Annotated in this window: 19 protein-coding genes; 12 read left to right on the top strand and 7 right to left on the bottom strand. The window is 70.7% G+C overall.

Annotation, left to right across the window (positions count from 1 at the left end; translation table 11 throughout):
• Positions 1–222: 222 nt before the first annotated feature.
• Genes O7616_RS25210 through O7616_RS25190 form a run of 5 tightly spaced genes read right to left on the bottom strand, consistent with a single transcriptional unit; the run spans position 223 to position 7139 of the window.
• Positions 223–1617, bottom strand: coding sequence for a nitrate/nitrite transporter (locus tag O7616_RS25210; protein ID WP_282304276.1), 1395 nt, complete (start codon positions 1615–1617; stop codon positions 223–225).
• Between the two features lie 54 nt (positions 1618–1671).
• Positions 1672–2001 (bottom strand): Rieske (2Fe-2S) protein, encoded by a 330-nt coding sequence (locus O7616_RS25205; RefSeq protein ID WP_282304275.1) that lies wholly within the window; start codon positions 1999–2001, stop codon positions 1672–1674.
• A complete protein-coding gene (nirB, locus tag O7616_RS25200) occupies positions 2001–4634 on the bottom strand; it encodes a nitrite reductase large subunit NirB (protein WP_282304274.1) in 2634 nt (877 codons plus the stop codon). The genes O7616_RS25205 and nirB overlap by 1 nt, the downstream gene beginning before the upstream one ends.
• A complete protein-coding gene (locus tag O7616_RS25195) occupies positions 4634–4981 on the bottom strand; it encodes a molybdopterin oxidoreductase (RefSeq protein ID WP_282258400.1) in 348 nt (115 codons plus the stop codon). The genes nirB and O7616_RS25195 overlap by 1 nt, the downstream gene beginning before the upstream one ends.
• Before the next feature lie 16 nt (positions 4982–4997).
• A complete protein-coding gene (locus O7616_RS25190; protein WP_282304273.1) occupies positions 4998–7139 on the bottom strand; it encodes a molybdopterin oxidoreductase family protein in 2142 nt (713 codons plus the stop codon).
• A 145-nt stretch (positions 7140–7284) separates the two neighbouring features.
• On the opposite strand from O7616_RS25190, the gene O7616_RS25185 reads away from it, so the two are divergent.
• Entirely contained in the window at positions 7285–7857 is a 573-nt protein-coding gene (locus O7616_RS25185; RefSeq protein WP_282258402.1) for a sigma-70 family RNA polymerase sigma factor, read from the top strand.
• On the top strand, positions 7854–9026 hold the full coding sequence (locus O7616_RS25180; RefSeq protein WP_282304272.1) for a hypothetical protein: 1173 nt from the start codon (positions 7854–7856) through the stop codon (positions 9024–9026). The genes O7616_RS25185 and O7616_RS25180 overlap by 4 nt, the downstream gene beginning before the upstream one ends.
• Positions 9027–9201: 175 nt before the next feature.
• Here O7616_RS25180 and O7616_RS25175 read toward each other — a convergent pair whose 3' ends face one another.
• Positions 9202–10263, bottom strand: a complete 1062-nt coding sequence (locus tag O7616_RS25175) for an NAD(+)/NADH kinase (RefSeq protein WP_282304271.1) — start codon at positions 10261–10263, stop codon at positions 9202–9204.
• Between the two features lie 209 nt (positions 10264–10472).
• Positions 10473–11702 carry a dipeptidase gene (locus tag O7616_RS25170; protein ID WP_282304270.1) on the bottom strand — a complete coding sequence of 410 codons (1230 nt, stop codon included), beginning with the start codon at positions 11700–11702 and terminating at the stop codon, positions 10473–10475.
• A gap of 290 nt (positions 11703–11992) precedes the next feature.
• On the opposite strand from O7616_RS25170, the gene O7616_RS25165 reads away from it, so the two are divergent.
• The 10 genes from O7616_RS25165 (at position 11993) to menC (ending at position 24848) form a co-directional block, all read left to right on the top strand.
• A complete protein-coding gene (locus O7616_RS25165; protein WP_282304269.1) occupies positions 11993–13543 on the top strand; it encodes an ABC transporter substrate-binding protein in 1551 nt (516 codons plus the stop codon).
• Positions 13544–13554: 11 nt separating this feature from the next.
• The gene (locus O7616_RS25160; RefSeq protein ID WP_282304268.1) at positions 13555–14529 is read left to right on the top strand and encodes an ABC transporter permease; all 975 of its coding nucleotides are present in this window, start codon (positions 13555–13557) and stop codon (positions 14527–14529) included.
• 3 nt (positions 14530–14532) lie between these two features.
• Entirely contained in the window at positions 14533–16440 is a 1908-nt protein-coding gene (locus tag O7616_RS25155; protein ID WP_282304267.1) for a dipeptide/oligopeptide/nickel ABC transporter permease/ATP-binding protein, read from the top strand.
• Entirely contained in the window at positions 16437–17789 is a 1353-nt protein-coding gene (locus O7616_RS25150) for a serine hydrolase domain-containing protein (protein WP_282304266.1), read from the top strand. The genes O7616_RS25155 and O7616_RS25150 overlap by 4 nt, the downstream gene beginning before the upstream one ends.
• Positions 17790–17796: 7 nt before the next feature.
• Positions 17797–18546, top strand: coding sequence for an ATP-binding cassette domain-containing protein (locus tag O7616_RS25145; RefSeq protein WP_282304265.1), 750 nt, complete (start codon positions 17797–17799; stop codon positions 18544–18546).
• Between the two features lie 31 nt (positions 18547–18577).
• Positions 18578–20197: a helix-turn-helix domain-containing protein gene (locus tag O7616_RS25140; protein ID WP_282304264.1), complete on the top strand. Its 1620-nt coding sequence runs from the start codon at positions 18578–18580 to the stop codon at positions 20195–20197.
• Positions 20198–20316: 119 nt separating this feature from the next.
• On the top strand, positions 20317–21741 hold the full coding sequence (locus O7616_RS25135; protein ID WP_282304263.1) for a serine hydrolase domain-containing protein: 1425 nt from the start codon (positions 20317–20319) through the stop codon (positions 21739–21741).
• A gap of 1 nt (position 21742) precedes the next feature.
• Complete coding sequence (locus O7616_RS25130) at positions 21743–22864, top strand: M20/M25/M40 family metallo-hydrolase (protein ID WP_282304262.1); 1122 nt, start codon at positions 21743–21745, stop codon at positions 22862–22864.
• Positions 22861–23742: a GNAT family N-acetyltransferase gene (locus tag O7616_RS25125; protein WP_282304261.1), complete on the top strand. Its 882-nt coding sequence runs from the start codon at positions 22861–22863 to the stop codon at positions 23740–23742. Before O7616_RS25130 ends, O7616_RS25125 begins: the two co-directional genes overlap by 4 nt.
• Positions 23739–24848 carry an o-succinylbenzoate synthase gene (gene menC / locus O7616_RS25120; RefSeq protein WP_282304260.1) on the top strand — a complete coding sequence of 370 codons (1110 nt, stop codon included), beginning with the start codon at positions 23739–23741 and terminating at the stop codon, positions 24846–24848. Before O7616_RS25125 ends, menC begins: the two co-directional genes overlap by 4 nt.
• Positions 24849–25077 lie beyond the last annotated feature (229 nt).

Below are 25077 nucleotides of genomic sequence, written 5' to 3'. Positions count from 1 at the left end.
ATGGATACGACGCTAACCCACAATCTCTATGTGTCAAGTAGGATTTCAGGCGCTGGGATCCGCGGCGCTGGGGCCGACGAGGTGGTGGTGGGCCCGGAGGGCGTCGGCGAGCCGGCCGCCCACCGGTCGACGCCGCGGAGTTGGTGCGGCTCGGGGCATCAGGTCGATTACCGCTGGAGTGCCCGCCCATGTCGATGGGCGGGCACTCCAGCCGACGAGCTGTCAGACGCCCTCGAGTCGAGCGGACGACGGGCGTAGGTACACGAACCAGGTGATGACGAAGCAGATCGCGTAGAAGACGATGAAGGCGATGTAGGCCGCATCCGCGGTCTGGTAGGTGAGGAACGACTGCCGGAAGGCCAGATTGACGAGGACTCCGCCGAACGCGCCGATGGCACCGGCGACGCCGATGAGCGCGCCGGAGAGGCGCCGTGCCTCGTGCTCCGCCGCCCGGTCGTGCGGGTCGGCCGCGCCGGCGGCGGTCACCTGCACACCGCACTTGGCCCGGAAGATCGCCGGGATCATCTTGTACGTCGAGCCGTTGCCGACACCGCTGAACACGAAGAGTGCGATGAAGCCGACCAGGTACAACGGCAGCGAGCGTTGCTGGGAGGCGAGCAGGACGATCGACGCGCCGACCGCCATCGCCACGAAGTTCACGAAGGTGACCCGGGCCCCGCCGAGCCGGTCGGCCAGGACACCGCCCACGGGACGGATGAGCGAGCCGAGCAGCGGTCCGAGGAACGTCAGGTATGCGGCCTTCACCGGCGTGTCGAAGGTGTCGGCGAACTGCACCTGGAGCACCTGGCCGAAGGCGAACCCGAAGCCGATGAACGACCCGAACGTGCCGATGTAGAGCAGAGACATGATCCAGGTGTGCGGTTCGCGGGTGACGTCGCGCATGGCCCGTTTCTCGTTGCGGGCGTGGGTGAGGTTGTCCATGAACAGCGCGGATCCGAGTGCGGCCAGCACGATCGCCGGAACGTAGATGCCGGCGACGATGCCGGGACTGTCCGCCCCCAGGAATGCCAGCACGAACAGGCCGACGAGCTGGACCGCGGCGACGCCGAGGTTGCCGCCGCCGGCGTTGATGCCGAGCGCCCAGCCCTTGAGCCGGTCCGGGTAGTAGGCGTTGATGTTCGCCATCGAGGAGGCGAAGTTCCCGCCACCGACGCCGGCCAGCGCGGCGATGAGCATCAGCGTCGAGTACGAGACGCCGGGCTGGATCAGGAGCGCGCCGAGCAGGCTCGGGATCAGCAGCAGCGCCGCGCTGATGATCGTCCAGTTGCGGCCGCCGAACCGGGCCACGGCAAGGGTGTACGGGATCCGCAGTACCGACCCGACCAGTGCGGGCACGGCGGTGAGCAGGAATTTCCCGGCCGGGTCGATGCCGTACTGCGGCCCGAGGAACAGCACCAGTACCGACCACATCGTCCAGATGGAGAAGCCGATGTGCTCGGAGTAGATGGAGAAGATCAGATTGCGTCGGGCGATACGGGACCCCCGGCGTTCCCAGAAGAGGGGGTCCTCGGGTCGCCAGTCGTCGATCCAGTGTCCGCGGAGGGTCAGGCTGCGCCGGTCCTGCTCGATGCTGCCGGTTTTTACCGCCGTGGTCATGGTTCCTCCCAAGGAAAGTCGTCGGTCGGCTCGACACCGTGATCGATTCGCTCGTCAGGTGGGCGGCAGGCCCACCACCAGGCGTCCGTCGGCGTCGGCACGGACCGGGTACACAGTGAGTGGGGACTGCCCGGTGGTCGAACAGCCGGTCGCCAACTCGAAGGTGTTCTGGTGCAGAGGGCAGACGACGACTTTCGTATCCACCAAGCCGTCCGCGAGCGGCCCGCCGGCGTGCGGGCAGAGCGCCGACACCGCGCGCAGGCTGCCGTCGCGCAGCCGGAAGACGGCGATCATGTCGGCCCCCACGGCGTAGGCACGCCCCTCCCCGTGGGGGATCTCGTCGACCGGCCCGAGCCGGTGTTCCACGGCGACGAGCTTGGCCATCACGGCCGCCTCGCGGATGCCGAGCCGGCGCCGTCGCCCTGGTGGCCGTTGCCGCCGTGCCCGTTGCCGGCCGAGCCGTCCGTTACCGAGCCCGGCCCCGATACGGCGGAGCCGATCGACGGCACCACCGGCCCCGGAACGGAAACCGGTACGGCTTCGCGGACCGGCACCTGGGGCAGGACCGCCAACGGCAGGGAGGTGCGGAACTGCCCTGGAGTGACCGGGTCGCGCCGTTCCAGCCACGGGTCGCGGTAGGCGGCGACGGAGGCGGCCATGGTCGCATCGAGCCGCGCCGCGATGCCGTCGCTGTCGTCGACGACCACGGCCCGGATGTGGTCGATGCCGAGCCGGGGCACCCACGCGTACGTGCGTTCCAACCAGTTCGCGCTCTCCCGGTAGTACTGCAGGAACCGGCCGGTCAGCGTGATGACCTCGTCGGGCGAGTCGACGACGGCGAGCAGGTCCCCCTTGCGTACGTGGGCGCCGGCGGCCCCGCCGACGTAGATCTCCCACCTGCCGCCGTCGATGGCGACGACACCGAGATCCTTGACGTACGCCTCGGCGCAGTTACGGGGGCAGCCGGTGACGGCGAGCTTCATCTTGCCGGGGCCCTCGATGCCCTTGAACCGATCCTCGATCGCGATGCCGAGAGCGGTGGAGTCGCCGACGCCGAAGCGGCAGAAGTCGGAGCCGACGCAGGTCTTCACCGTACGGAAGCTCTTGCCGTAGGCGTACCCGGACGGCATGTCGAGGTCCGCCCACACCCCGGGCAGGTCTTCCTTGCGGATGCCGAGCAGGTCGAGGCGCTGGCCCCCGGTGATCTTGACCAGCGGTACGGAGTACTTCTCGGCCACCTCGGCGATCCGCCTGAGCTGCGCCGGTGTGGTCACGCCACCCTTGATCTGGGGGACGACCGAGAAGGTGCCGTCTCGCTGGATGTTGGCGTGCACCCGGTCGTTGATGAAGCGGGCGTCGCGTTCGTCGACGTACTCGTCGCCCCACATCATCTTCAACAACGAGGCCAGGCCCATCTTGCTCTTCGCGTCCTCCGCGCCGCCGGGCACGAGGGTGGCGAACACCGCGGAGACGGATTTCAGGCCGTGTTCGCGGATCACCGCCATCAGCTCCGCCTTGGGCATCGGCACACCGGGGACGTACCAACTCGCGGCCGGGTCGTCCTCGACCTCGCCGTCAGCGGCCCACTCGACGATCTGGGCGACCAGGCCCTTGCACGAGCCGCAGCCCTTGCCGGCACGGGTGGCGTCCATGACACCGGTGAGCGTCTTCACGCCGCCCCGCACGGTGCCGACCAACGCCCGCTTGGTGACGCCGTTGCAGTTGCACACCTGCACGTCGTCGCCGAGCTCCGCGGCACTCACGTCGGCCGACGGCGCGCCGAGGTCGAACAACATCTCGATCCGCTCCTTCGGCAGGGCGAGCCCACGGTCGAAGGCCTGCACGAGGAACGCGACCTTCTTCACGTCGCCGAGGAGAGTCGCGCCGACGAGCCGGTCGTCGCGGATGACGATGCTCTTGTAGACGCCCTTGCACGGCTCGGCGAAGACGACCGTCTCGTCGTCGTCGCGCTCCGCCTCCTTCAGGCCCATCGACGCGACGTCCACGCCCGCCACCTTGAGCTTCGTGGCCAGTCGGGAGCCGTGGTACGCCGCGTTCGGGTTCGTTCCGGTGATGTGGTCGGCGAGCACCCGCGCCTGCTCCCACAGCGGAGCTACCAGGCCGTACGTCTCGCCGCGGTGTTGGGCGCACTCGCCGACCGAGTAGATGTCGACCTCGTCCTGCACGCGCATCTGGTCGTCCACGACGATGCCCCGCTCCACCGGCAGCCCGCTGGTCGCGGCCAGCTCGGCGTTCGCCCGGATGCCGGCGGCCACGACGACGACGTCGCAGGCGATGGTCCGGCCGTCCTTGAGTTTGACCCCGGTCACGGCGTGCTTGCCGAGCACCTCGGTGGTGTGCGCGCCGAGGACGACCTCGATGCCGAGTCGCTCGATGCTGCGCCGCAGGATGGCGCCCGCCTGGGCGTCCAACTGGGCGTTCATGAGATGGCCGGCGGCGTGCACCAGGGTCACGTGGGGCAGATGGTTCTGCAGGCCACGCGCGGCCTCCAGACCGAGCAGGCCGCCGCCGATCACCACCGCGCGCTCGTGCTCGCGGGCGTACCGGACCATGTTGCGGGTGTCGTCGATGGTGCGGAACGCGAACACGCCCTGGTGGTAGCCGCGCCCAGGGCGGTGGATGCCGGGAATCGGCGGGACGAACGCCCGGCTGCCGGTGGCGATGATCAGTTTGTCGTACGGCGTCGCGGTGCCGTCGTCCGCGTAGATCCGTCGGGCGAAGCGGTCGATGCGGGTGACCCGGGTACCGGCGTGCAGGGTGATGCCGTTCTCGGCGTACCAGGACATGTCGTTGAGGAAGATGCCCGCCTCGTCGTCGGCCCCGGAGAGCACGTTGGAGAGCAGGATGCGGTTGTAGTTGCCGTACGGCTCCTCGCCGAACATCGTGATGGCGAACTGGTCGCCCCCGCCGCGTTCGAGGATCTCCTCGACCGTGCGGGCGCCGGCCATCCCGTTGCCCACCACGACGAGGCGTCGGCGCTGGTCGACGGCGTCCATCAGACCTCGACCAGACCCAGGTCGACGATGACGGTGCCGGACACCCCGGCGGGCGCCGCCACGTGCACCTCGATACTGGTGCCGGCGTCGAGGTCCTCGACCACCCGCAGCGGCACGTGGACGTCGGACTTGGCGCCGATCGGGAAGTACCGCATCGGCTGGCCGTCGCGCACGAGCAGGACACAGATCAGCTCAGCACTGGCGTTGCCGCCGCGGAAGTAGACCGGCTGGGCCACGACGCCGCCCGGCACCACGTAGCTGAGTGTGCCGTCGACGAGGCCGGGTCGGTCGAGGCCCTTGCCCTCGAAGCTGTATACGCCCTGCAGGAAACGGGGAGTGGTGTGCACAGCGATGCTCCCTTGATCATTGAGGCGCTGGGTTGGGCGGTCGGGTGGTCAGCAGGTCGGTGTCGTCCGGGCCGCCTGCGCGCGCGATCGACACCGCGCAGGCCTTGAAGGCCGGCATCCGCGAATGGCGGTCCAGCGCCGGGTCGGTCAGCGCGTTCACGGCGGAGCTGCCACCCCAGTGGAACGGTGCGAAAACGGTGTCGCGGCGGATGCCGTTGGTGAGGCGCGCCCGGAAGAAGGCCCGTCCGCGTCGGCTGCGCAGTTCCACCACGTCGTTGTCGGCGATGCCGTGCCGGTGGGCGAGGTCCGGGTGCAGCTCCGCCCGGGCATCGGGCAGCGCCATGGTCAGGGCACCGACCCGGCGGGTCTGGTTGCCGCTCTGGTACTGCTGCATGTTGCGGCCGGTGGTCAGCACATACGGGTAGTCGGCGTCGGGCAGTTCCGCCGGATCGCGGTGCTCCACCCGGAAGAACCTCGCCCGCCCATCGGCGGTCGGGAACCGGTCGGTGAACAGCCGTGGCGTACCCGGATGGTCCTCGCTCGGGCATGGCCAGAACACCCCCTGCTCAGCCTCGATGCGTTCGTAGCTGATGCCGGCGTAGTCGGCCGTCCCGCCGGCGCTGGCTCGGCGCAACTCGTCGAAGACGCGGCGCGGATCGTCGTCGAAGTAGCGGCCGCGGCCGAGCCGGCCGGCGAGGTCGGCGAGCATCCGCAGGTCAGTGCGGACCTGCGGCGGCGGTGACATGACCCGCTTACGGCGGATGACGCGCCCCTCCAGATTCGTCATCGTGCCGTCCTCCTCCGCCCACTGTGTCGTGGGCAGCACCACGTCGGCCATGGCTGCGGTCTCGGAGAGGAAGATGTCGGAGACGACGAGCAGGTCCAGCGCCTGCAGCCGGTCCCTCACCCGGTTGGCGTGCGGCGCCGACACGGCGATGTTGCTGGCCAGCACGAGCAGCACGCGTACTCCGTCGTCGGTCCCGAGCCGGTCGAGCATCTCCCAGGCCGACCGGCCCGGCCGGGGCAGCTCGTCCGGGTCGATGCCCCAGACGGCCGCGACGTGGGCTCGCGCCGCAGGGTCGTCCAGGCGCCGGTAGCCGGGCAGTTGGTCGGCCTTCTGCCCATGCTCGCGCCCACCCTGCCCGTTACCCTGCCCGGTGATCGTGCCGTAGCCGGAGAAGGGCCGCCCGGGCAGGCCCAGGGCGAGGGCCAGATTGAGGTACGCCTGCGCCGTGTCAGTGCCGTTGCTGTGCTGCTCGGCGCCGCGGGCGGTGAGCACCATCGCCGACGTGGCCGCCGCCAGCAGCCGTACCGTCTCCCGCAGGTCCCGTTCCGGTACGCCGGTCATCCGCTCCACCCGGTCCGGCCAGTACGCCGCTACGGTGGCCCGGACCGCGTCGAAGCCGCTCGTGCGGTCGCGCACGTACGTCTCGTCGACCAGGCCCTCGCGAATCGCGACGTGCAGCAGCCCGTTCGCCAGTGCGAGGTCCGTGCCCGGCAGTGGCTGCAGGTGGAGGTCAGCTCCTCCCGCGGTGGTCGTCCGGCGGGGGTCGACGACGATGTGCCGTGCGCCGGCGGCTCGTCCGGCGTCGAAGTACTGCATGGACGGCGGTAGCACATCGGCCGGATTCGCGCCGACCAACAGCACGGCCTGCGCCTGGGCGATGTCGGCCAGAGGGAACGGCAGGCCACGGTCGATCCCGAGCGAGCGGTTCGAAGCGGTCGCCGCGGACGACATGCAGAACCGGCCGTTGTAGTCGATCGACGCCGAGCGCAGCGCCACCCTGACGAACTTGCCCAACGCGTACGCCTTCTCGTTGGTCAGCCCGCCGCCGCCGAAGGCCCCGACGCTGTCGGGGCCGTACCGGTGTTGGCTGGTACGGATGGCGTCGACGATACGGTCGAGGGCCTCGTCCCAATCCGCCGGTCGTAACGGGCTGGTGCGATCGCCGGGATCCTTACGGACGAGAGGGCTCAGTAGCCGGTCGCCGTGGTCGAGAAGGTCGGCAGCCGTCCATCCCTTGGCGCACAGACCGCCCCTGTTGACCGGGAATTCGGTAGGCGCCAGCAGAGGCGGCCCGTCGCCGATCGTCAGGGACACCCCACACTGCATGGCGCAGTAGGGGCAGTGCGTATCGATCGCAGACGATGCGCTCACCTGTCCGATGCTTGCCCGGCACTGTTTCCGATCCATACCGGGGCCGTAACGCTCTGCGACCCTCGGGCTCGGACCTCCGCGCCTGAACACTTTCCCGGCTGATCGGCAATGTCAGGGTGAAGCGCGGACTTTGCCGAGGAGGGCCATGGCTTCGGATGCGGATTTGATCGGCCGGTCGCTGGGTGGCGATGTCGACGCCTTCGTGGAGGTGGTCGAGCGTCACGAGGCCGCCGTCGGTTCGTACCTCGTTCGCCGGGTGGGGCGGGATGCGGCTGAGGACCTCCTGGGCGAGGTCTGGGTCGCGGCGTTCGAGTCGCGGCGATCGTACGACCGGTCGTACAACGATGCGCGGCCGTGGCTGTACGGGGTGGCATTGAACCGCCTGCGGCGCTACTGGCGGTCCCGGCCGGCCGAGGATCTGGTCGCCGATGTGCCGGACGTGGCCACTGGATGGGATCCGTGGTCGGCGGTGGACCTCGGCGTGGACGCCCGGGCGGTACTCCGGTCGGCCCTGACCCGGCTCAAACCCGAGGAGCGGGAAGTCCTGAGGCTCGTCGCCTGGGAGGACCTGACCGCAGCCGACGCCGCGCGGGCACTCGGCATACCGGCCGGCACCGCGCGGCGGCTGCTGAGCCAGGCCAGGACGGCATTGCGCGACGCCCCGGGGGTGTCCGCGCTTCTGAAGGACCGCAACAGCGCGAAGGAGAGACACCGATGACCGACGAGCTCGATCTGATCGGTGCCTTGGGCAGCGCAGAACCACTACGCCCGGAGGCGTATCAGCGGGCACGGGCGGTGCTGCGGGCGGCTATGGCCGACCCCGGAACCGTGCGGCTGCTCGGCGCGACATCAGCGGAGGACACGACTATGGAGGCGTCTTCAACAATGGAAACGACGACAACCACGCGGGACCACGAATCCAGCCCAGCGCCTCAACGCCGCCGCGGGATCGGTATCGCGGGTCGACTGGGCATCGGCGCCGGGGTGGGGGTTGCCGCCGCGGCGGCGGTCGTCGCTGTGGTGCTCAGCTCGTCGGCGACCGGAGGCATGGAGGCCGGCAAGGCCGGTAAGGCCGGTAAGGCCGGTAAGGATTCGTCAGCCGCCACCTCGGGCTCGACCACCGTCGACGGGTCGGCCGAGCGCGCGCCGCTGATGACCCTGGCCGGGTCCATCACGACGGTCACCCCGGCGGCGGGCGACGCGTGGCTGGTGAAGGCGACGCAGGTCCACGGCACCAAGACCATGCAGGTCGTCTACACGCTGTACACCGACGGTCACGCGATCTATACGGGCAACAGCGTGAAGGACATCAAGCGTGCGATCGCCCGTCACCAGGACCAGATGACGGACGGCGGCTACGCTCCGCTCCTCAAGGCAGCCGTCGCCGCGGCGGACAGCAGCCCGGCCGACGGCCGGACCCAGATGCTCACGGCAGCCGAGGACCCGCTGGTGGGCCTCGACCCCGCAGCGCAGAAGGCGGTGTGGGACAAGCAGCAGGCGGACGTCCAGGTGATCATCAAGCAGAAGGGCGGCAACGCCGAGCCGAAACCGTACAGCCCCCAGGCCGTCGAGCGGCACTTCGACAACGCCCTGTGGACGTACAGCACCCAGGCGCTGTCCGCTGGCAACGGCAACACGCAGGTCCGGGCCGGTGTGCTGCGCCTGCTGTCCACCATCTCCGCGGTCAGCGTCAAGAACTCGACCACCCACGGCAAGGCCACGCTGACCATCACCGCCGGCCCCGAGGTGTTCGGCGGCGAGGGGAGCGAGGTGCTGACCATCGACGCCACGACCGGCATGCTGGTCAAGGACGTCTCCACCGTGCCCGGCCTCCCCCCGGCCGCCACGACGTACGAATCCTCCCGCGTGACGACGGTCGACCTGTAGGCCCGGGAACTCCCACCCACCGGCAATCCGGTAGACGGGCGTGACGCGCCCAGCGTTCGATATAACGGTGCGGGCCGCCCAGAGGCGGCCCGCACCGCCGTTCTGTTGTTCGCACGGCCCGTGCACGCCCTGATCGTTTACCTTCTCCGGCCTTCGGAGGCGTGGGAGGTGCGGCTCAGCCGGGATCGGACCCCTCTGCCGGCAGGTGCAGGTGTTGGAGGTCCTCCGGTATCGGTAGGTCCGGCCGGTAGATCAGCAGTGGGGGCCGGCTGTCGGTGTCGGCGCGGGCGGCGGGGGCATCGGCGAGCGAGAACTGGTCCCGGAGTCGGCCGAAGAAGTCGTCGACGTCGCCGACGATGAGCTTCGCGCGGCGTCGGGCGGGGTAGACGGCGACCCAGTCACCGGGGTCGAGGATTCCGTGTACGCGTCCGTCGACGACGACGGTGACCTGACCCGAGCGAGGCAGCACCTGGACACCGACGGGCTCGTCCGGGGCGGTGACCATGCTTCGGTTGAACGCCATGTGCGGGGCGACCGGGGTGAAGACGAGGGCGTTGAGGCGCGGCGACAGGACCGGTCCGCCTGCGGCGAAGGAGTAGGCGGTGGAGCCCGTCGGTGAGGCGACCATGACGCCGTCGGCGGAGTAGGTGGCGAACAGCCGACCGGACAGGTACACCGCCACGCTGGTCTGCCGGTCCCGGCCGAGCTTCTCGAACACGACGTCGTTGAGGCCGCTGAGGCCCAGCGGGACACCCCAGCCCACCTGGTCGGGCGTGCTCGGCCGGGGAATGGGCGGGGCGGGCGCGGGACCGCGGCCGTAGCGCAGCAGGGTTCGAAGCTCGGGTGGGACCTGCAGCGGGCGCGACGCCCGCAGGGTGAGCAGCATCCGTTGCTGGATGGTTGCGCGGCCGGTCAGGGCGGCGCCCAGCACCCTCGGCAGGTCCGTCGCGGCGAACGGAGTGAGGAAGCCGACCCGTCCGGCCTTCACGCCGAGAACGGGTGCGTCGGCCTCGACCGCGACGGCCAGTCCGCGCAGGAGAGTGCCGTCGCCGCCGATGGTGACGACGAGCTGCGGTCGTTGCGGAAGGTCGGCCAGCACGTCGGCGGGGCTCTGCTCGTCCCGCCAGACGTCCAGGGTCTGCGCCGTGGCGCCGTGCTCGGCGCAGATTCGCGACACCATGTCCGCCGTCTCGGCGGCCTGCGGCCTGGTCGGGTGTACGACGACGCCAACGAGCATCCGAATCACCACGTCCCCTCGGCTCCCGACGTCATCTGACGTGACCACTGCGGAAATACTCTACGGAGCGGTCGGGTGCCGGGTGTACGCGTCCTCCGCTCGCGCCGGTGCGCCGGCCGACTCGCCGCCGCACCGCGCGAGCCCCGGCAGACCTGGACACCGTGCGCTGGTCCGGCTGGCGACTCGGCGGGTCGTCGCGACCCGGTGCCTCAGCCGGCGGGGGATCGGGGCCAGAGGATCTCGTCGGCGGCGTCCTCGGCCGCCTGAAGGACCCGGAGGATGTTCCGGCCGGTCAGCTTCTCCAGGTCGGCCTGTGACCAGCCGCGCTGCCCGAGTTCATTCAGCAGCCGCGGGTAGCCGGACACGTCCTCGAGGCCGATCGGCTGGCGATCGCAACCGTCGTAGTCGCCCCCGAGCCCGACGTGGTCGATCCCGGTGACCGCGCGAACGTGGTCGACGTGGTCGGCGACCTGGGCGATGGTGGCCTCCGGTCGGGGATGCGCGGTCAGCCAGGCCCGGAAGGGTTCAGGGGCGTCGGCCGGGACGCCGGGCAGTCCGAAGGCGGACGTCGCGGGTGCGGCGGGAAGGGATGACGGCAGGTGCTCGCCGGGGCGCGGCGCGCGTGTCCATTCGTCCTTCGCCGGCGGCAGGCCCAGCCGTTGCCACTGCTCGGTCGCCGCCGCGAGCCACTCGGCGACCTGGCCGGAGACGAACGGCGGCGCGAACGCGACCATGCACACCCCGCCGTTGTCCCGCAGTCGGACGAGGACGTCGTCGGGCACGTTGCGGCTGTGTCCGGTGAGCTGCCTGGCCGACGAGTGGCTGAAGATCACCGGAGCGGTGGCGACGGCCAGGGCCGCGCGCATCGTCGTCTCCGCCACGTGCGACAGGTCGACGAGTACCCCGATGCGCTGCATCTCGGCGACGATCGCCCGGCCCTCGTCGTTCAGGCCCCCGACGCCGGGCCGGTCGGTCGCGGAGTCGGCCCAGGAGGTGTTGTCGTTGTGGGTCAGGGTCACGTAACGCACACCCAGCCGGGCGAAAGAGCGCAGCACCCCGAGCGAGGAGGCCAGGCTGTGTCCGCCCTCGATGCCGATCAGGGAGGCGATCCGGCCGGCGCTCAGGGCCCGCTCCACGTCGCGGGCCGAGTACGCGATCGCCAGCTCCTCCGGATACTCGGCGGTCAGGCGGTACACGGCGTCGACCTGCTCCATCGTCGCCACGACCGCGTCCGGTTCACTGAGGTCCGACGGCACGTACACGGACCAGAACTGCCCGCCCACCCCACCGGCGCGCAGCCGGCTCAGGTCGGTCTGCAACTCGGGCCGCTCACGCAGGCCGGTCACCCGATAGCCGGTCCGGGCCCGCAAGGCCAACGGCAGGTCGTTGTGCCCGTCGATCACCGGCATGGCACGCAGAGCGGCGTCGACCACGGACATGTCATCAGCTCCTCACCGTCGGCTGTTCGGCGACGTCGGCCGGGGTCACGGCTGACCCCGGTGGCTCGCGTGCCGTGAGCCATCGTGCCGCCGGAGGCCACCGGTGTCTTCGTGCGGTGCGACGAGACCGGGCAGAGATTCCTGTCCGCCCCTCCACCACCTCGTCGGGTAGCGGTCGATGTCGTCGCCGACGACGAATCGGCAGGCGCCGTGTTGTCGGGGGCACCGAAGACAACCGGTCGCGGCGCTCGGCAGTCTTGCCGCACACGTAGGTGGGTGGAGGCGGCGCGATGAAGGCTCTTGGGTTGACGGCGGTGCTCGGCGCGGCCGTTCTGACGATGAGTGCGTGTGGTGGCGGTTCCGGCGACAGCGGCGGAACCGACCTGGTCAACGGCAAGACCTTCGTCATGGCGCTGCCTGGCGACCCCGGCAACCTCGATCCACACTTCACCTCCCTGTCGGTCACCGGCCAGGTCGGCCGATTCCTGTACGACTCGCTGCTCGGGTTCGCTCCGGACGGACGGTTGCTTCCCGGCCTCGCCGCGTCGTGGGAGTCGACGGGCACCACGGCGACGTTCACGCTGCGCAAGAACATCACCTGCTCCGACGGCAGCCCGCTGACCGCGACCACCGTGGCCGCGAACATCAACTTCGTCGGCGATGTCAAGAACGCCTCGACGCGGATCGGCACATACGTCCCGGCCGGCGCCAAGGCCACGCCGGACGACAGCGCCGGAACCGTCGCCGTGACGGTGCCCGCCCCGGACGCGTTCCTGGACCGCAATCTGGGCGGCCTGCCGATCGTCTGCGACGGCGGGCTCAAGGACCGCGCCAAGCTCAAGCAGAACGCCCTGGGCTCCGGCATGTTCACGCTCACCGAGGCGGTTCCCGACGACCACTACACGCTGACCCGGCGCAAGGAATACGCGTGGGGGCCCGGCGATTTCAAGGCGGACCAGGCCGGACTGCCCGACAAGGTGGTCCTGCGGGTCGTCGCGAACGAGGCCACCACCGCCAACCTGATGCTCTCCGGTGAGGTGAACGCGGCCCGCTTCACCGGGCCGGACGGCCAGCGGTTGCAGGGCGCCGCGTACCTCAAGCGCGACATCATGGCACCGACCGGCGAGATGTGGTTCAACCAGAAGCCCGGCCTGCCCACCGCGGCACTGAACCTGCGCCGAGCGCTGGTGCAGGCCCTCGACCTCGCCCAGCTTCGGCAGGTGTTCGTGAGCGGGCGCGGCGGCCCACCGACCGGGCTGGTCGTCCCCGCCACCAGCCCCTGCAAGCAGGACACCGTCACCGGTAACCTTCCGACATTCGACGCCGACGGCGCGAAGACGGCCGTGGCGGCGGCCACGAACGGCAAGCCCGTCAAGCTGACCGTCGCGTTCGACACGTCGTCCGGTCCGGGTGCGCAGGCCGCCGCCGAGCTCGTGCAGCAACAGTGGGCCGCCGTCGGCGTACAGGTGGAACTGACGTCGGTGACCGAGACGCAGATCGGCCAGATCGCGTCCGGCCAGTTCGCCTGGGACGTGGCGATGTTCCCGATCGGCGTGTCGCTGCCCAGTCAGCTGGTGCCGTTCTTCTCCGGGCCCACGCCCCCGAACGGCAGCAACTTCGCCAGTGTCCGCAACGACGCCTACGTGGCCGCGGTGACCGCCGCCGCCAAGACCCCCGGTGACGGTGGATGCGATCAGTGGGCCGCGGCGGAGAAGGCCCTGCTGCAACACCTCGACCTGGTGCCGTTCGCCAACTCCAACGTGCCGGTGTACGCCCGGGGATCGCAGTTGGACCTCTCCACGGGCGACGTCGACCCGACGTCCATCCGGATGCTCGGCTGAGGATCACCAGCGTGACCGCGACGACCGTGACCGCCCTGGCCGAGAACCAGTGGATTCGGTTCGCGCTGCGCCGCTCCGGAAGACTGCTGCTGTCGCTGTGGGTCCTGGTGAGCGCCGCGTTCCTCATGATCCATGCGCTGCCCGGCGACCCGGTCCGAGCCGCGTTGGGCCCCACCGCTCCGAGCGCACTGGTCGAGCAGCGGCGCGCGCAGATGGGCCTGGACGATCCGCTCGCGCTGCAGTACGCGCACTTTCTCGGCCGTCTGATCACCGGGGACCTGGGGACGTCGATGACCTCGGGCCTGCCGGTCGCCGACGTCATCGGGGACCGGATCGGCTCCACCGTCACGATGGCGGCGCTGGCGTTCTCCGTGGCTCTGCTCGTCGCGATACCGCTGGGACTGGTGATGGCGGTGCTGGCCCGAAGTGGCCGTCGCGCGGCCGACGGGCTCTTCACGTCGGCCGGCATCGTGGCCGCCACCATCCCGGAGTTCCTCCTGGCGGTCGGCCTGGTGTTCGTGTTCGGCGTGCAGCTCGGCTGGGCGCCGGTGGCCGGACGATCCGGGGCCGGCTCCTACGTGCTGCCCGTGGTGGCACTGGCCGTCGGGCCGGCGTTCGTGCTGGCCCGCATCATCCGCGTGGAACTGCTGACAGTGCTGCGCGCCGACTACATCCGCACCGCCCGGGCGAAGCGGTTGCCACCGTGGCTGCTCTACCTGCGGCACGCGCTGCCGAATGCGCTGACCGCTGCCCTGACCATCGGCGGCCTCCTGTTGGGTTCACTGGTGGCCGGCACCGTGCTGGTGGAGAACATCTTCGCGTGGCCGGGGCTGGGTGGCACGATCGTCGCGTCCATCCTCGCCAAGGACTATCCGACCGTGCAGGGCGTGGTCCTCGTCTACGGGGCCGGCGTGCTGCTGGTCAACCTCGCCGTCGACGTGGTCCTCGCCGTGCTCGACCCGCGCTCCGCGATCCGGGAGGGCTGAACCATGGCGGGAGCGACGGCGCGACGGTGGGTGGCGGTGCTGCGCAGTCCGCTGGGCATCCTCGCCGTGGTGCTGTTGACGGTGCTGCTCGGCCTCACCGTGCTGGCGTACCCGCTGTGGCACGCCCGCGCGCACACGGTGGTGCCGGCGGAGATCCTGCAGGGTCCGTCCGCCCGGCACCCGGCCGGAACCGACCTGCTCGGCCGGGACATCCTGGCCCGGGTGCTGGTGGCGACCCGGCTGTCAGTCGGCCTGGCGCTCGCCGCCACCGGCATCGGCGTGGCCATCGGCCTGCTGTTCGGCGCGGCCACAGCGCTGTCCGGAAAGCGGTTCGGACGCTGGATCGGCACGCTCGTCAACATCGCGGTGGCGTTCCCGAATCTGCTGCTGGCGCTGTTCTTCGCGGTGATCTTCGGGGTCGGGGCGAAGGGCGCGGTACTGGCCATCGGGTTCGCGACCGCACCGGGCTTCGCCCGGCTCACCCAGACGCTCGCCGCGGCTGTCTCCGGACGCGACTTCATCGCCGCCGCCCGCATCGCCGGAGTGGGCCGCGTCCGGATCCTCTTCCGGCACGTGCTGCCCAACATCGCCGAGCCCCTCGTGGTCACCGCCACCTCGGCCGCCGGCGGCGCGCTGCTGGCGTTCGCCGGCCTGTCGTTCCTCGGGCTGGGTGTGCAGGCACCGTCCTACGACTGGGGACGGCTGCTCGGCGAGGGCCTGACACAGATCTACATCCATCCCGCGGGGGCGCTCGCGGCAGGACTCGCTGTCGTCGTCGCGGCGTTGGCGTTCAACCTCGCCGGGGAGGTCGCGGCTCGGGCGCTCAGCTCGCATGACGCCCGGCACGGTCTCCGGCGTTCACCCGCGTCGGAACTGGCTCCCGTCGTACCGATGGGGGAACCGACGGTGCTGGCCGTGGAGAACCTCAGCGTCTCCTTCCCGGCCGACGAGGGGTTCGTCACTCCCGTACGCGGAGTCAGCATGACACTACGACGGGGTGAGTCGGTCGGCATCGTCGGCGAATCCGGTTCCGGCAAGAGCCTGACCGCGCTGGCGATCGCCCGGCTCGTGGAGAGTCCGGGCCTGGTGCGGGCCGACCGGCTCGACTTCCTCGGCACCGACCTGCGGGCCGCAGACTCCCGCTCGGTGCGCGGCCTGCTCGGCACCTCGCTCGCGATGGTCTTCCAGGACCCGATGACGTCGTTGAACCCGATCCAGCGAATCGGCCGTCAGCTCGCCGAGGTGGCCGAACGGCACCAGCGGATGAACCGACGCAGGGCCTGGGACCGGGCGGTGGAACGGCTCGATGCCGTACGCATTCCCGCGGCTGCCCGGCGCGCCCGGCAACTGCCGCACGAGTTGTCCGGCGGCATGCGCCAGCGGGCGATGATCGGCATGGGCATCATGGCCCAGCCCTCGTTGATCATCGCCGACGAGCCGACCACGGCGCTCGACGTGACAGTGCAACGGCAGGTGCTGGAACTCCTGGCCGAGGTGCGCGGCGGCAACCAGGCCGCCCTCCTGTTCATCAGCCACGACATCACCGTCGTCGCCGAGGTGTGCGTGCGGGTGCTGGTCATGTATGCCGGTCACATCGTCGAGGATCTGCCCAGCGCGGCGCTGCTCCACGACGCGCGGCACCCGTACACCCGGGCACTGGCCGCCGCCGTGCCCACCATGGAGACCGACCGGGACCAACCACTCGCCGTGATCCCCGGCCGCCCGGCTGATCCACGCCGACCAGCCGCCGGCTGCCCGTTCGCCCCCCGCTGCCCGCTGGCCACCGAACAGTGCCACGAGCAGAACCCGCCACTGGCCGCGTACGGCACCGCGCACCGCGTCGCGTGCTGGCACGCCGATCTCGCACCGGCGGTGGCACCCGTCACCGTTTCGGAAGGAGACCTGAGATGAACCTCGAACACCGGCTCGCCACGATCGCAGAACGTCACGGCGTGCCCGGCGCCGCCGTGGGCATCCTGCACGGTGACACCGTCACCGAAGCCGCCTACGGTGTCCTGAACCGGGCGACCGGCGTGGCCGCCACCACCGACTCGCTGTTCCAGATCGGGTCGATCACCAAGGTGTGGACCGCGACCGTGGTCATGCGGCTGGTCGACGACGGGCTGCTGGATCTCGACGCGCCGCTGGTCGACGTGCTCCCGGAGCTGCTGCTCCGCGACGCCGACGTGACCAGGAAGCTGACCATGCGCCATCTGCTGACGCACACCAGCGGCATCGACGGTGACATCTTCACCGACACCGGCCGCGGCGACGACTGCCTCAAGAAGTACGTCGCACTGCTGGGCGACGCCGCCCTGACCCACCCGCTCGGCGCCACCTGGTCGTACTCGAACTCGGGGTACTCGCTGGCCGGCAGGGTGATCGAGAAGCTGACCGGCGACTCCTGGGACGCGGCACTGCGGGAGCTGCTGTTCCGACCGCTCGGGCTGACACACACCGTCACGTTGCCGGAGGAAGCGCTGCTGTTCCGTACGGCGGTCGGCCATCTGCCCGGCGCCGACGGGAAGCCGGAACCGGCGTCGCAGTGGGGCATCCCCCGATCCGCCGGCCCGGCCGGAGGTGTCACCGCCACCGTCGCCGACGTCCTCCGCTTCGCCCGCATGCATCTGAACGGTGGCAGATCCGCCGACGGCACCGCGGTGCTCAGCACCGCCGCGACCACCGCGATGGCCGCCCACCAGGTGGAACTGCCCGACAAGCACACTGTCGGTGACTCCTGGGGGCTCGGCTGGGAGCGGACGGCCTGGGACGGCCACCGGGTCATCGGTCACGACGGCAACACCATCGGCCAGGCAGCTTTCCTGCGCCTGCTGCCCGAGCGCGATATCGCCGTGGCACTGCTCACCAACGGCGGTAACGCCGCAAGACTGTACGAGGAGTTGTACCGGGAGATCTTCGCCGAGATCGCCGATGTGGCCGTGCCGCACCCACTCGGGCCACCGGACGAGCCGGTGGCGACGGACGTGACCCCGTACGCGGGGCTCTACGAGCGGGCCAGCATCCGGCAGGAGGTGCTCACCGGCGGGGACGGCCCGATCCTGCGGGTATCCGTGACCGGGCCGCTCGCGGAGGTGCTCAAGGACCAGAACGTCGACTACCGCATGGTCGCGGTCGCTCCGGACCTGTTCGTCTGCCAGGACCCGACGACCGGCAACTGGATGGCCGCCACGTTCTACCAGATCGAGAGCGGGGAACGCTACGTTCACTTCGGCGCCCGCGCCACACCCCGGATCGGGTGAGGCCGACGTGCCCGAGCTTGTCTTCGAGGACGTCACCGTACGGTTCGGCACCCGCCGACGCGGGACGGTGGCGGTCGACGAGGTGAACCTGACGGTGCCGGCCGGAGCGGTCGTCGGCCTGGTCGGCGAGTCCGGCTCGGGCAAGTCCACACTGGCCCGCGCCGCAGCCGGGCTGACGCCCGTCACCGGCGGCCGGATCCTGCTCGACGGGCAACCGCTGGACGCGGTTCGGGCGCGCGGACGACGTCCGCTGCAGATGGTCTTCCAGGACCCGTACTCCGCACTCGATCCCCGGATGGCGATCGGCGCGTCGATCGCCGAGGCCGTGCCCCGCGGCAGCACCACCGCGCAGCGCCGTGCCGAGGTCGCGCGGCTGCTCGGCCTCGTCGATCTGCCGCCCGAGATGTCCACCGCCAGCCCGGATCAACTGTCCGGCGGTCAACGGCAGCGGGTCGCGCTCGCGCGGGCGCTCGCCGGGCGACCCGAGGTCCTGGTGGCCGACGAGATCACCTCCGCGCTGGACGTCTCCATTCAGGGTGCCGTGCTCAACATGGTCCGGGACCTGCAGCGGCGGATGCGGTTGACAATGCTGTTCATCTCGCACAACCTCGCGGTGGTGCGCTACGTCAGCGACTTCGTGGGGGTCATGCACCAGGGCCGGATCGTCGAGTACGGCCCGGTGGACGACGTGCTGACGGATCCGCGGGACCCCTACACCCGCGACCTGCTCGCCGCGATTCCACACGCCGGGGTGTAGGCCCCGGCCCAGACAGGACGGCGGTCACTCGATGCAGCCTCGTGCGAGCCTGGGCCGGATCCTCGACGACCTCGGCGCCACGTTGCTCGATCTGGTCCACGGCGACTCGCACACCGGCGCACCGATCGGCGGCGTCTCGATCCACGACCCGTTGGACGAGGTCGTTCTGCCGCCGCACGCCCTGGTGCTCGGCGTCGGCCTGCGGGAAGTCCACGAGATCGCCGACCTGCTGCGTGCGCTCGGCACGCACGGCGCCGCCGGTCTCGTGGTCCGGGGCCCCCTGGCCGACTCCGACAGCCTGCGATCAGCCTCCCAGGAGTCCGGGGTGGCGCTGCTCGCGCTGACCCGCGGCGCATCCTGGGCGCAGCTCACCGCCCTGCTGCGGTCCATGCTCGGTCAGGGCGACGTCGGCGACGCCGGACCGGAGACTCTCGGCGGGATGCCCTCCGGGGATCTGTTCGCGGTGGCCAACGCGGTCGCGGCCCTGGTCGACGCGCCGGTCACCATCGAGGACCCGGACTCCCGGGTGCTGGCGTTCTCCGGGCGTCAGGAGGAGGCCGACGAGTCCCGGGTGGAGACGATCCTCGGTCGGCAGGTGCCGGAACGGTACGCCCGACTGTTGACCGAATCCGGAGTCATCCACGACGTGCGCCACAGCGAACAACCGGTGTTCGTGGCACCGCTGCCCAGCCTTCCCACCTTCCTGGTGCCGCGCGTCGCCGTGGCGGTCCGCGCCGGCGACGAGTTCCTCGGCTCCATCTGGGCAGCCGTACGCAAGCCGCTGAGCCCGGACCGGTCCCGGGCCTTCAGCGACGCGGCGAAACTGGTCGCCCTGCACCTGCTGCGGCTACGGGCCGGCGCGGACGTCGCACGGCGGTTGCGGACCGACCTGGTCAGCACGGCGCTGGAGGGAGGCTCGGGCGCTCGGGAGGCCCTGGCCCGGCTGGGGCTCACCGATCAGCCGCTGGTGGTGCTCGCGCTCGCGCCGACCGAGCGGATCACCCCGGGCGTCGATGACCGATCCGGGGTCGTCGCGCAACGCCAACGCCTCGGAGACGCGCTGGCGATGCATCTGGGCACGGTGCATCCAGCCAGTGCGGTCGCCCTGCTCGGCGATGTGACGTACGGGCTGTTGCCGGTCGGCCGCGACGCGCCGGCGAAGCAGGCGGCCCGGGTGGCCTCCGGGTTCCTCGATCGGATCGGCACCCGACTGCCGGCGATGGCCGGTGTGAGCCCGGTGGCGAACACACCCACCGACCTGCCCGCCGCCCGCACCAGCGCGGACCGGGCGCTTCGCGTGCTGTGCGCCGGGCGGGGCGGTTCGCGCCGGGTCGCTCACCTCGCCGACGTGTACACCGAGTCGTTGCTGCTCGACATGGGCGACGCCATCGCGGCTCGTGGGGACGCACCCAGCGGCGTGGTGGCGCGGCTGATCGCGTACGACGCGGAGCACCAGTCCAGCCTCGTCGAAACGCTGTCGGCCTGGCTGGACGCGTTCGGTGACGTGGTCGCGGCGGCAGCGGCGTTGCACGTGCATCCCAACACCTTCCGGTACCGGTTGCGGCGCCTCGCCGAGCTGGGCGGCCTGGATCTGACCGATCCGCACGCACGCTTCGGCGTGATGCTCCAGCTGCGCGTGTTCGGTCTCTGACAGCCGATCTTGGTCGTCCGGACGAGAGCGGCGTGCCCGTCTCGTGCCGTCGCACCAAGACAGCGATCGCGGTGACCGGCAAGCTTCGTACCAGAGGTCCCCGACGCCAGGAGAGTGCCGTGGTGTCGCCGACTGGCTGCACCGCCACCCGGAGAGAAAGGTCGACGGACATCAACGTTGAACTCTGGCAGCGTCGCCTGGCCGCGCTCGCCGAACAGCACCGCGTTCCCGGCGCCACGCTCGGCATCCTGCGACTGCGCCCGGACGGACCGGACGAACTCGTCGAGGTCGCGTACGGCGTTCTCAATGTGAACACCGGGGTCGAGACGACCACCGATTCGGTGTTCCAGATCGGCTCCGTCAGCAAGGTGTGGACCGCGACCCTCGCGATGCAGTTGGTGGATGAGGGGCTACTCGATCTCGACGAGCCGGTGGTCCGGGTGCTGCCGGAACTCGCGTTGTCGGACCCGACGGTGGCCGCCGAGGTGACGATGCGTCACCTGCTCGCGCACACCAGCGGCATCGACGGCGACGTCTTCACCGACACCGGCCGCGGTGACGATTGTCTGGAGAAGTACGTGGCGACGCTGCGCGACGAGGCGCAGAACCACCCGCTCGGTGCCACCTGGTCGTACTGCAACTCCGGGTTCGTGCTGGCCGGCCTCGTCATCGAGAAGCTCACCGGGATGACCTGGGACGCCGCCGTCCGGACCCGGCTTACCGAGCCGCTCGGGTTGGCGCGTACCAGCACGCTGCCCGAGGAGGCCCTGTTGCAACGGACGGCGTGCGGGCACACCGACAGCGCCGAGGGCCCGGAACGGGTCGCGCAGTGGATGCTCCCGCGTGCGCTCGGGCCGGCCGGCCTCATCAACGCCAGTGTCGCGGACCTGCTGCGCTTCGCCCGGATGCACCTCACCGGGGGTGTGACGGAGGACGGCACCCGCGTGCTCAGCGAGCGCAGCACCGCCGTGATGGCGGCACACGAGGTGGACCTGCCCGACCGGTACACCCTCGGCGACTCGTGGGGTCTGGGCTGGATCCGCTTCGGCTGGGACGGGCGGCGGCTCATCGGCCACGACGGCAACACCATCGGGCAATCGGCTTTTCTGCGGTTGCTGCCGGAGCAGAACACGGCGGTGGCGCTGCTGACCAACGGTGGGAGCGCCGGGGACCTCTACCGCGACCTGTACCGGGAGATCTTCGCCGACATCGCCGGTGTGACGATGCCACCACCGTTCACGCCGCCCGCCGAGCCGGTATCGGTGGACGTGACACCGCACCTGGGCACGTACGAGCGAGCGAGCACTCGGCTGGAGGTTCTCGACGGTGCGGACGGCCCGGTGCTGCGGATGACCGTGACCGGCCCGCTCGCCGAGCTGACGCCCGATCCCGTCCAGGAACTGGCTCTGATCGCGGTCGGCCCGGATCTGTTCGCGATCCGTCTGCCGGACCGGGACTCCTGGACGCCGGTGACGTTCTACCGGCTGCCCACGGGGGAGCGGTACCTGCATCTCGGCGTTCGTGCCACGCCGAAGGTGACGTGAGATGAGCCTGCGGGAACGCCTCACCCGTCGTCTGCCGCACATGCTGGAGGACATCGCGGAGCTGGTCGGGTGCGAGTCGCCATCGGCCGACCTCGCCGCCGTGGCCCGAAGCGCCGACGTCCTGGCTGCCATCGGGCAGCGGCGGCTCGGCGTGCCACCGGAGAGGATCGTTCTCGACGGGCACACCCACCTGCGGTGGCGCTTCGGTTCCGGGCCGCCGACGGTGCTGCTGCTGGGTCACCACGACACGGTCTGGCCGATCGGTTCCCTTCGCGACCGGCCGTACGAGGTGACGGACGGGATCCTGCGCGGTCCGGGGTGCTTCGACATGAAGGTCGGCATCGTCCAGGCACTGCATGCGGTTGCCGAGCTGGACGACCGTGACGGCGTGACGCTTCTCGTGACCGGCGACGAGGAGCTGGGATCGCCCAGCTCCCGATCACTCATCGAACGGGAGGCGGCGGGAGCCGCCGCAGCTCTGGTGTTGGAGGCTTCCGCCGCCCGTGGCGCTCTCAAGACCGCCCGCAAGGGCATGTCCCGCTACGTCGTGCACGTCGAGGGACTCGCCGCGCACGCCGGCCTGGAACCGGAACGTGGTATCAACGCCGGGGTCGAGGTCGCCCACCAGATCCTCGCCGTTCTCGCCCTGGCCGATCCGAGCCGAGGTACGAGCGTGGTGCCGACCACGATGTCCGCCGGAAGCGCGGGCAACACCGTTCCGGCGAACGGTACGTTCGTCGTGGACGTGCGCGTGCATGACATCGACGAGCAGCGACGGGTCGATCTCGCCCTGCGGAAGCTACAGCCGGTCGTTCCGGGCACCCGGCTGAACGTCGAGGGCGGGCCGAACCGACCTCCGCTGCCGTCTTCGGCGTCCGAGGCGCTGTACGAACGGGCTGCAGCAGCGGCGCGAGACCTCGGTCTGCCGGTCCCGGGGCGGGCCGCCGTCGGGGGCGCGTCGGACGGGAATCTCACCGCCGGCGTGGGCACGCCCACGCTGGACGGGCTCGGAGCGGTGGGCGGCGGGGCCCACGCCGACTCCGAGCACGTCGTGGTCGCGGAGATCCCGCACCGGGCGGCGTTGGTGGCCGCGCTCACCAGGGCACTACTGGAGCAGCCGTGAGTGCGGCCGTTGCGCTGACCAGCACCCCCGGGGATGACGCCTCGGCCTCCGCGGCGGCGGCCCGGGTCCGCGTCGCGGCACTGACCGAGCTCGACGACCTGCGCGCCGTGCATCGGCTGCTGATCAGCATCTGGCAACCGGCTCCGGACAATCCACCGATGACGCCCGAGCTTCTGCGCGCTCTCAGCCTGGCGGGCAACTACGTGGCCGGGGCGTTCGACGGCAGTGCGCTCGTCGGGGCGTGCGTGGGCTTCTTCGCCGCCCCGGAGCGCCGCGAACTGCACAGTCACATCGCCGGAGTCTCGGCCACCGTCCTGGGCCGCGGGGTGGGACACGCTCTCAAGCTGCACCAGCGGGCCTGGGCGCTGCAGCAGGGCGCGACCACGATCGCGTGGACGTTCGATCCGCTCGTCGGTCGTAACGCGTACTTCAATCTGGTGAAGCTGGCGGCGACGCCGACGCGTTACCTGACGAACTTCTACGGCAGCATGCATGACCGGATCAACGGCGACGACGACACCGATCGCCTGCTTCTGCACTGGAGTCTCACCGATCCTGAGGTACGGCAGGCGTCGGCTGGCAGCGTACGCCGATGGGACGCCGCGGCACGGCGGCGAGCCGGTGCGGCGGTGGCCCTCGACCGGGATGCCGACGGTGCGCCGGTGATCGGCAGCATCACCGGCGACGACGTGCTCGTGGCCACCCCTGAGGACATCGAGAAGCTACGGGTGACCGACCCGGCAACCGCCCGCCAGTGGCGCCGGGCACTGCGGGAGGTCCTGGGCTCATTGCTGGCCGAAGACGCGACGGTCCTCGGATTCGACCGGGCAGGGTGGTACCTGCTGACGCGTAACAGTGCGACGAGGAGAGATGGATGAAACTCACCGGCATCGAGTTGCGCCGTGTCCGCATGCCGTTGGTGGCACCGTTTCGGACCTCGTTCGGCGTCGAGCACGACCGAGACATCCTGTTGGTTCGCGCGGTCACGGACGAGGCGGAAGGCTGGGGAGAGTGCGTGGCGATGGCCGACCCGCTCTACTCCAGCGAATACGTCGAGGCCGCCGCGGACGTCCTGCGTCGGTATCTGATCCCCGCCCTCGCTGCCCGGCCACCTGCCGACGCGACGGCTGTCGGCCCGACGCTGCATCGGTTCAAGGGGCACCGGATGGCGAAGGCGGCGTTGGAGACGGCGGTGCTCGACGCGGAACTGCGGGCCGGTCGCCGGAGCCTGGCTCGTGAGCTCGGTGCGGTGCGGGACAGGGTGCCCGCCGGCGTCTCGGTCGGCATCATGGACTCGGTCGACAAACTTTTGTCCGATGTGGAGGGCTACCTCGACGAGGGCTACATCCGGATCAAGCTGAAGATCCAGCCCGGCTGGGACGTCGAGCCGGTCCGCGCGGTGCGGGAACGCTTCGGCGACGACGTACTCCTGCAGGTCGACGCGAACACCGCGTACACGCTCGGGGATGTCGCGCTGCTGGCCGCGCTCGACCCGTTCGGGCTGCTGCTGATCGAGCAGCCGCTCGACGAGGAGGACATCCTGGGTCATGCGGCGCTGGCGCGGCAGGTGCGCACTCCCATCTGCCTCGATGAGTCGATCGTTTCGGCGCGGGCCGCCGCGGATGCGATCCGCCTCGGCGCGTGCCGGATCGTCAACGTCAAGCCGGGTCGGGTCGGTGGCTATCTCGAGGCCAGGCGCATTCACGACGTCTGCGCGGCCCATGGTGTACCGGTGTGGTGCGGCGGCATGCTCGAGACCGGTATCGGTCGAGCGGCCAACGTGGCGCTCGCGGCGTTGCCGAACTTCACCTTGCCGGGGGACACCTCCGCCTCCGGCCGTTACTACCGAACGGATCTGACCGAGCCGTTCGTCCTGGACGACGGGCACCTCGCCGTGCCCGACGGCATCGGCATCGGCGTGGCTCCGGTGCCGGAGATCCTCGCCGAGATGACGACGTCGCTCGAATGGCTACCCGTGGCCTGAATCGGCTGCCCAGGTCTCGCGGGGCGATGATCAGTTGTCCCAGGGCTCGGTTGTGGGCCGATGCGGCCAGCCACGCCCGGTTCCGGTACTCGATGGCGGGTGACGCAGGGGTTTGTCAGAACCTCGCGTGGTGCCGGGGACGCTTCCTCCAGCGGGATGGGTACGCCGGAGCGACGACCATCGGCCAGGCCGCTGTCGTTCTCCAGGAGCCGGACCGGACCGGTTGGAC

Origin of the sequence: Micromonospora sp. WMMD964 (assembly GCF_029581455.1) — a bacterium.
In the GTDB taxonomy this organism is placed as follows: Bacteria; Actinomycetota; Actinomycetes; order Mycobacteriales; family Micromonosporaceae; genus Micromonospora.
Note: the sequence above shows the minus strand (reverse complement) of the source record. Positions and strands in the feature narration are given on the sequence as shown.

Excerpts from the sequence above, each read along its gene's own strand:
- O7616_RS25175 (WP_282304271.1), bottom strand. The coding sequence starts at position 10,263 with ATGCTCGTTGGCGTCGTCGTACACCCGACCAGGCCGCAGGCCGCCGAG.
- O7616_RS25185 (WP_282258402.1), top strand. The coding sequence starts at position 7,285 with ATGGCTTCGGATGCGGATTTGATCGGCCGGTCGCTGGGTGGCGATGTC.
- O7616_RS25165 (WP_282304269.1), top strand. The coding sequence starts at position 11,993 with ATGAAGGCTCTTGGGTTGACGGCGGTGCTCGGCGCGGCCGTTCTGACG.
- O7616_RS25170 (WP_282304270.1), bottom strand. The coding sequence starts at position 11,702 with ATGTCCGTGGTCGACGCCGCTCTGCGTGCCATGCCGGTGATCGACGGG.
- O7616_RS25140 (WP_282304264.1), top strand. The coding sequence starts at position 18,578 with ATGCAGCCTCGTGCGAGCCTGGGCCGGATCCTCGACGACCTCGGCGCC.
- O7616_RS25210 (WP_282304276.1), bottom strand. The coding sequence starts at position 1,617 with ATGACCACGGCGGTAAAAACCGGCAGCATCGAGCAGGACCGGCGCAGC.
- nirB (WP_282304274.1), bottom strand. The coding sequence starts at position 4,634 with ATGGACGCCGTCGACCAGCGCCGACGCCTCGTCGTGGTGGGCAACGGG.
- O7616_RS25205 (WP_282304275.1), bottom strand. The coding sequence starts at position 2,001 with ATGGCCAAGCTCGTCGCCGTGGAACACCGGCTCGGGCCGGTCGACGAG.
- menC (WP_282304260.1), top strand. The coding sequence starts at position 23,739 with ATGAAACTCACCGGCATCGAGTTGCGCCGTGTCCGCATGCCGTTGGTG.
- O7616_RS25180 (WP_282304272.1), top strand. The coding sequence starts at position 7,854 with ATGACCGACGAGCTCGATCTGATCGGTGCCTTGGGCAGCGCAGAACCA.
- O7616_RS25150 (WP_282304266.1), top strand. The coding sequence starts at position 16,437 with ATGAACCTCGAACACCGGCTCGCCACGATCGCAGAACGTCACGGCGTG.
- O7616_RS25155 (WP_282304267.1), top strand. The coding sequence starts at position 14,533 with ATGGCGGGAGCGACGGCGCGACGGTGGGTGGCGGTGCTGCGCAGTCCG.
- O7616_RS25130 (WP_282304262.1), top strand. The coding sequence starts at position 21,743 with ATGAGCCTGCGGGAACGCCTCACCCGTCGTCTGCCGCACATGCTGGAG.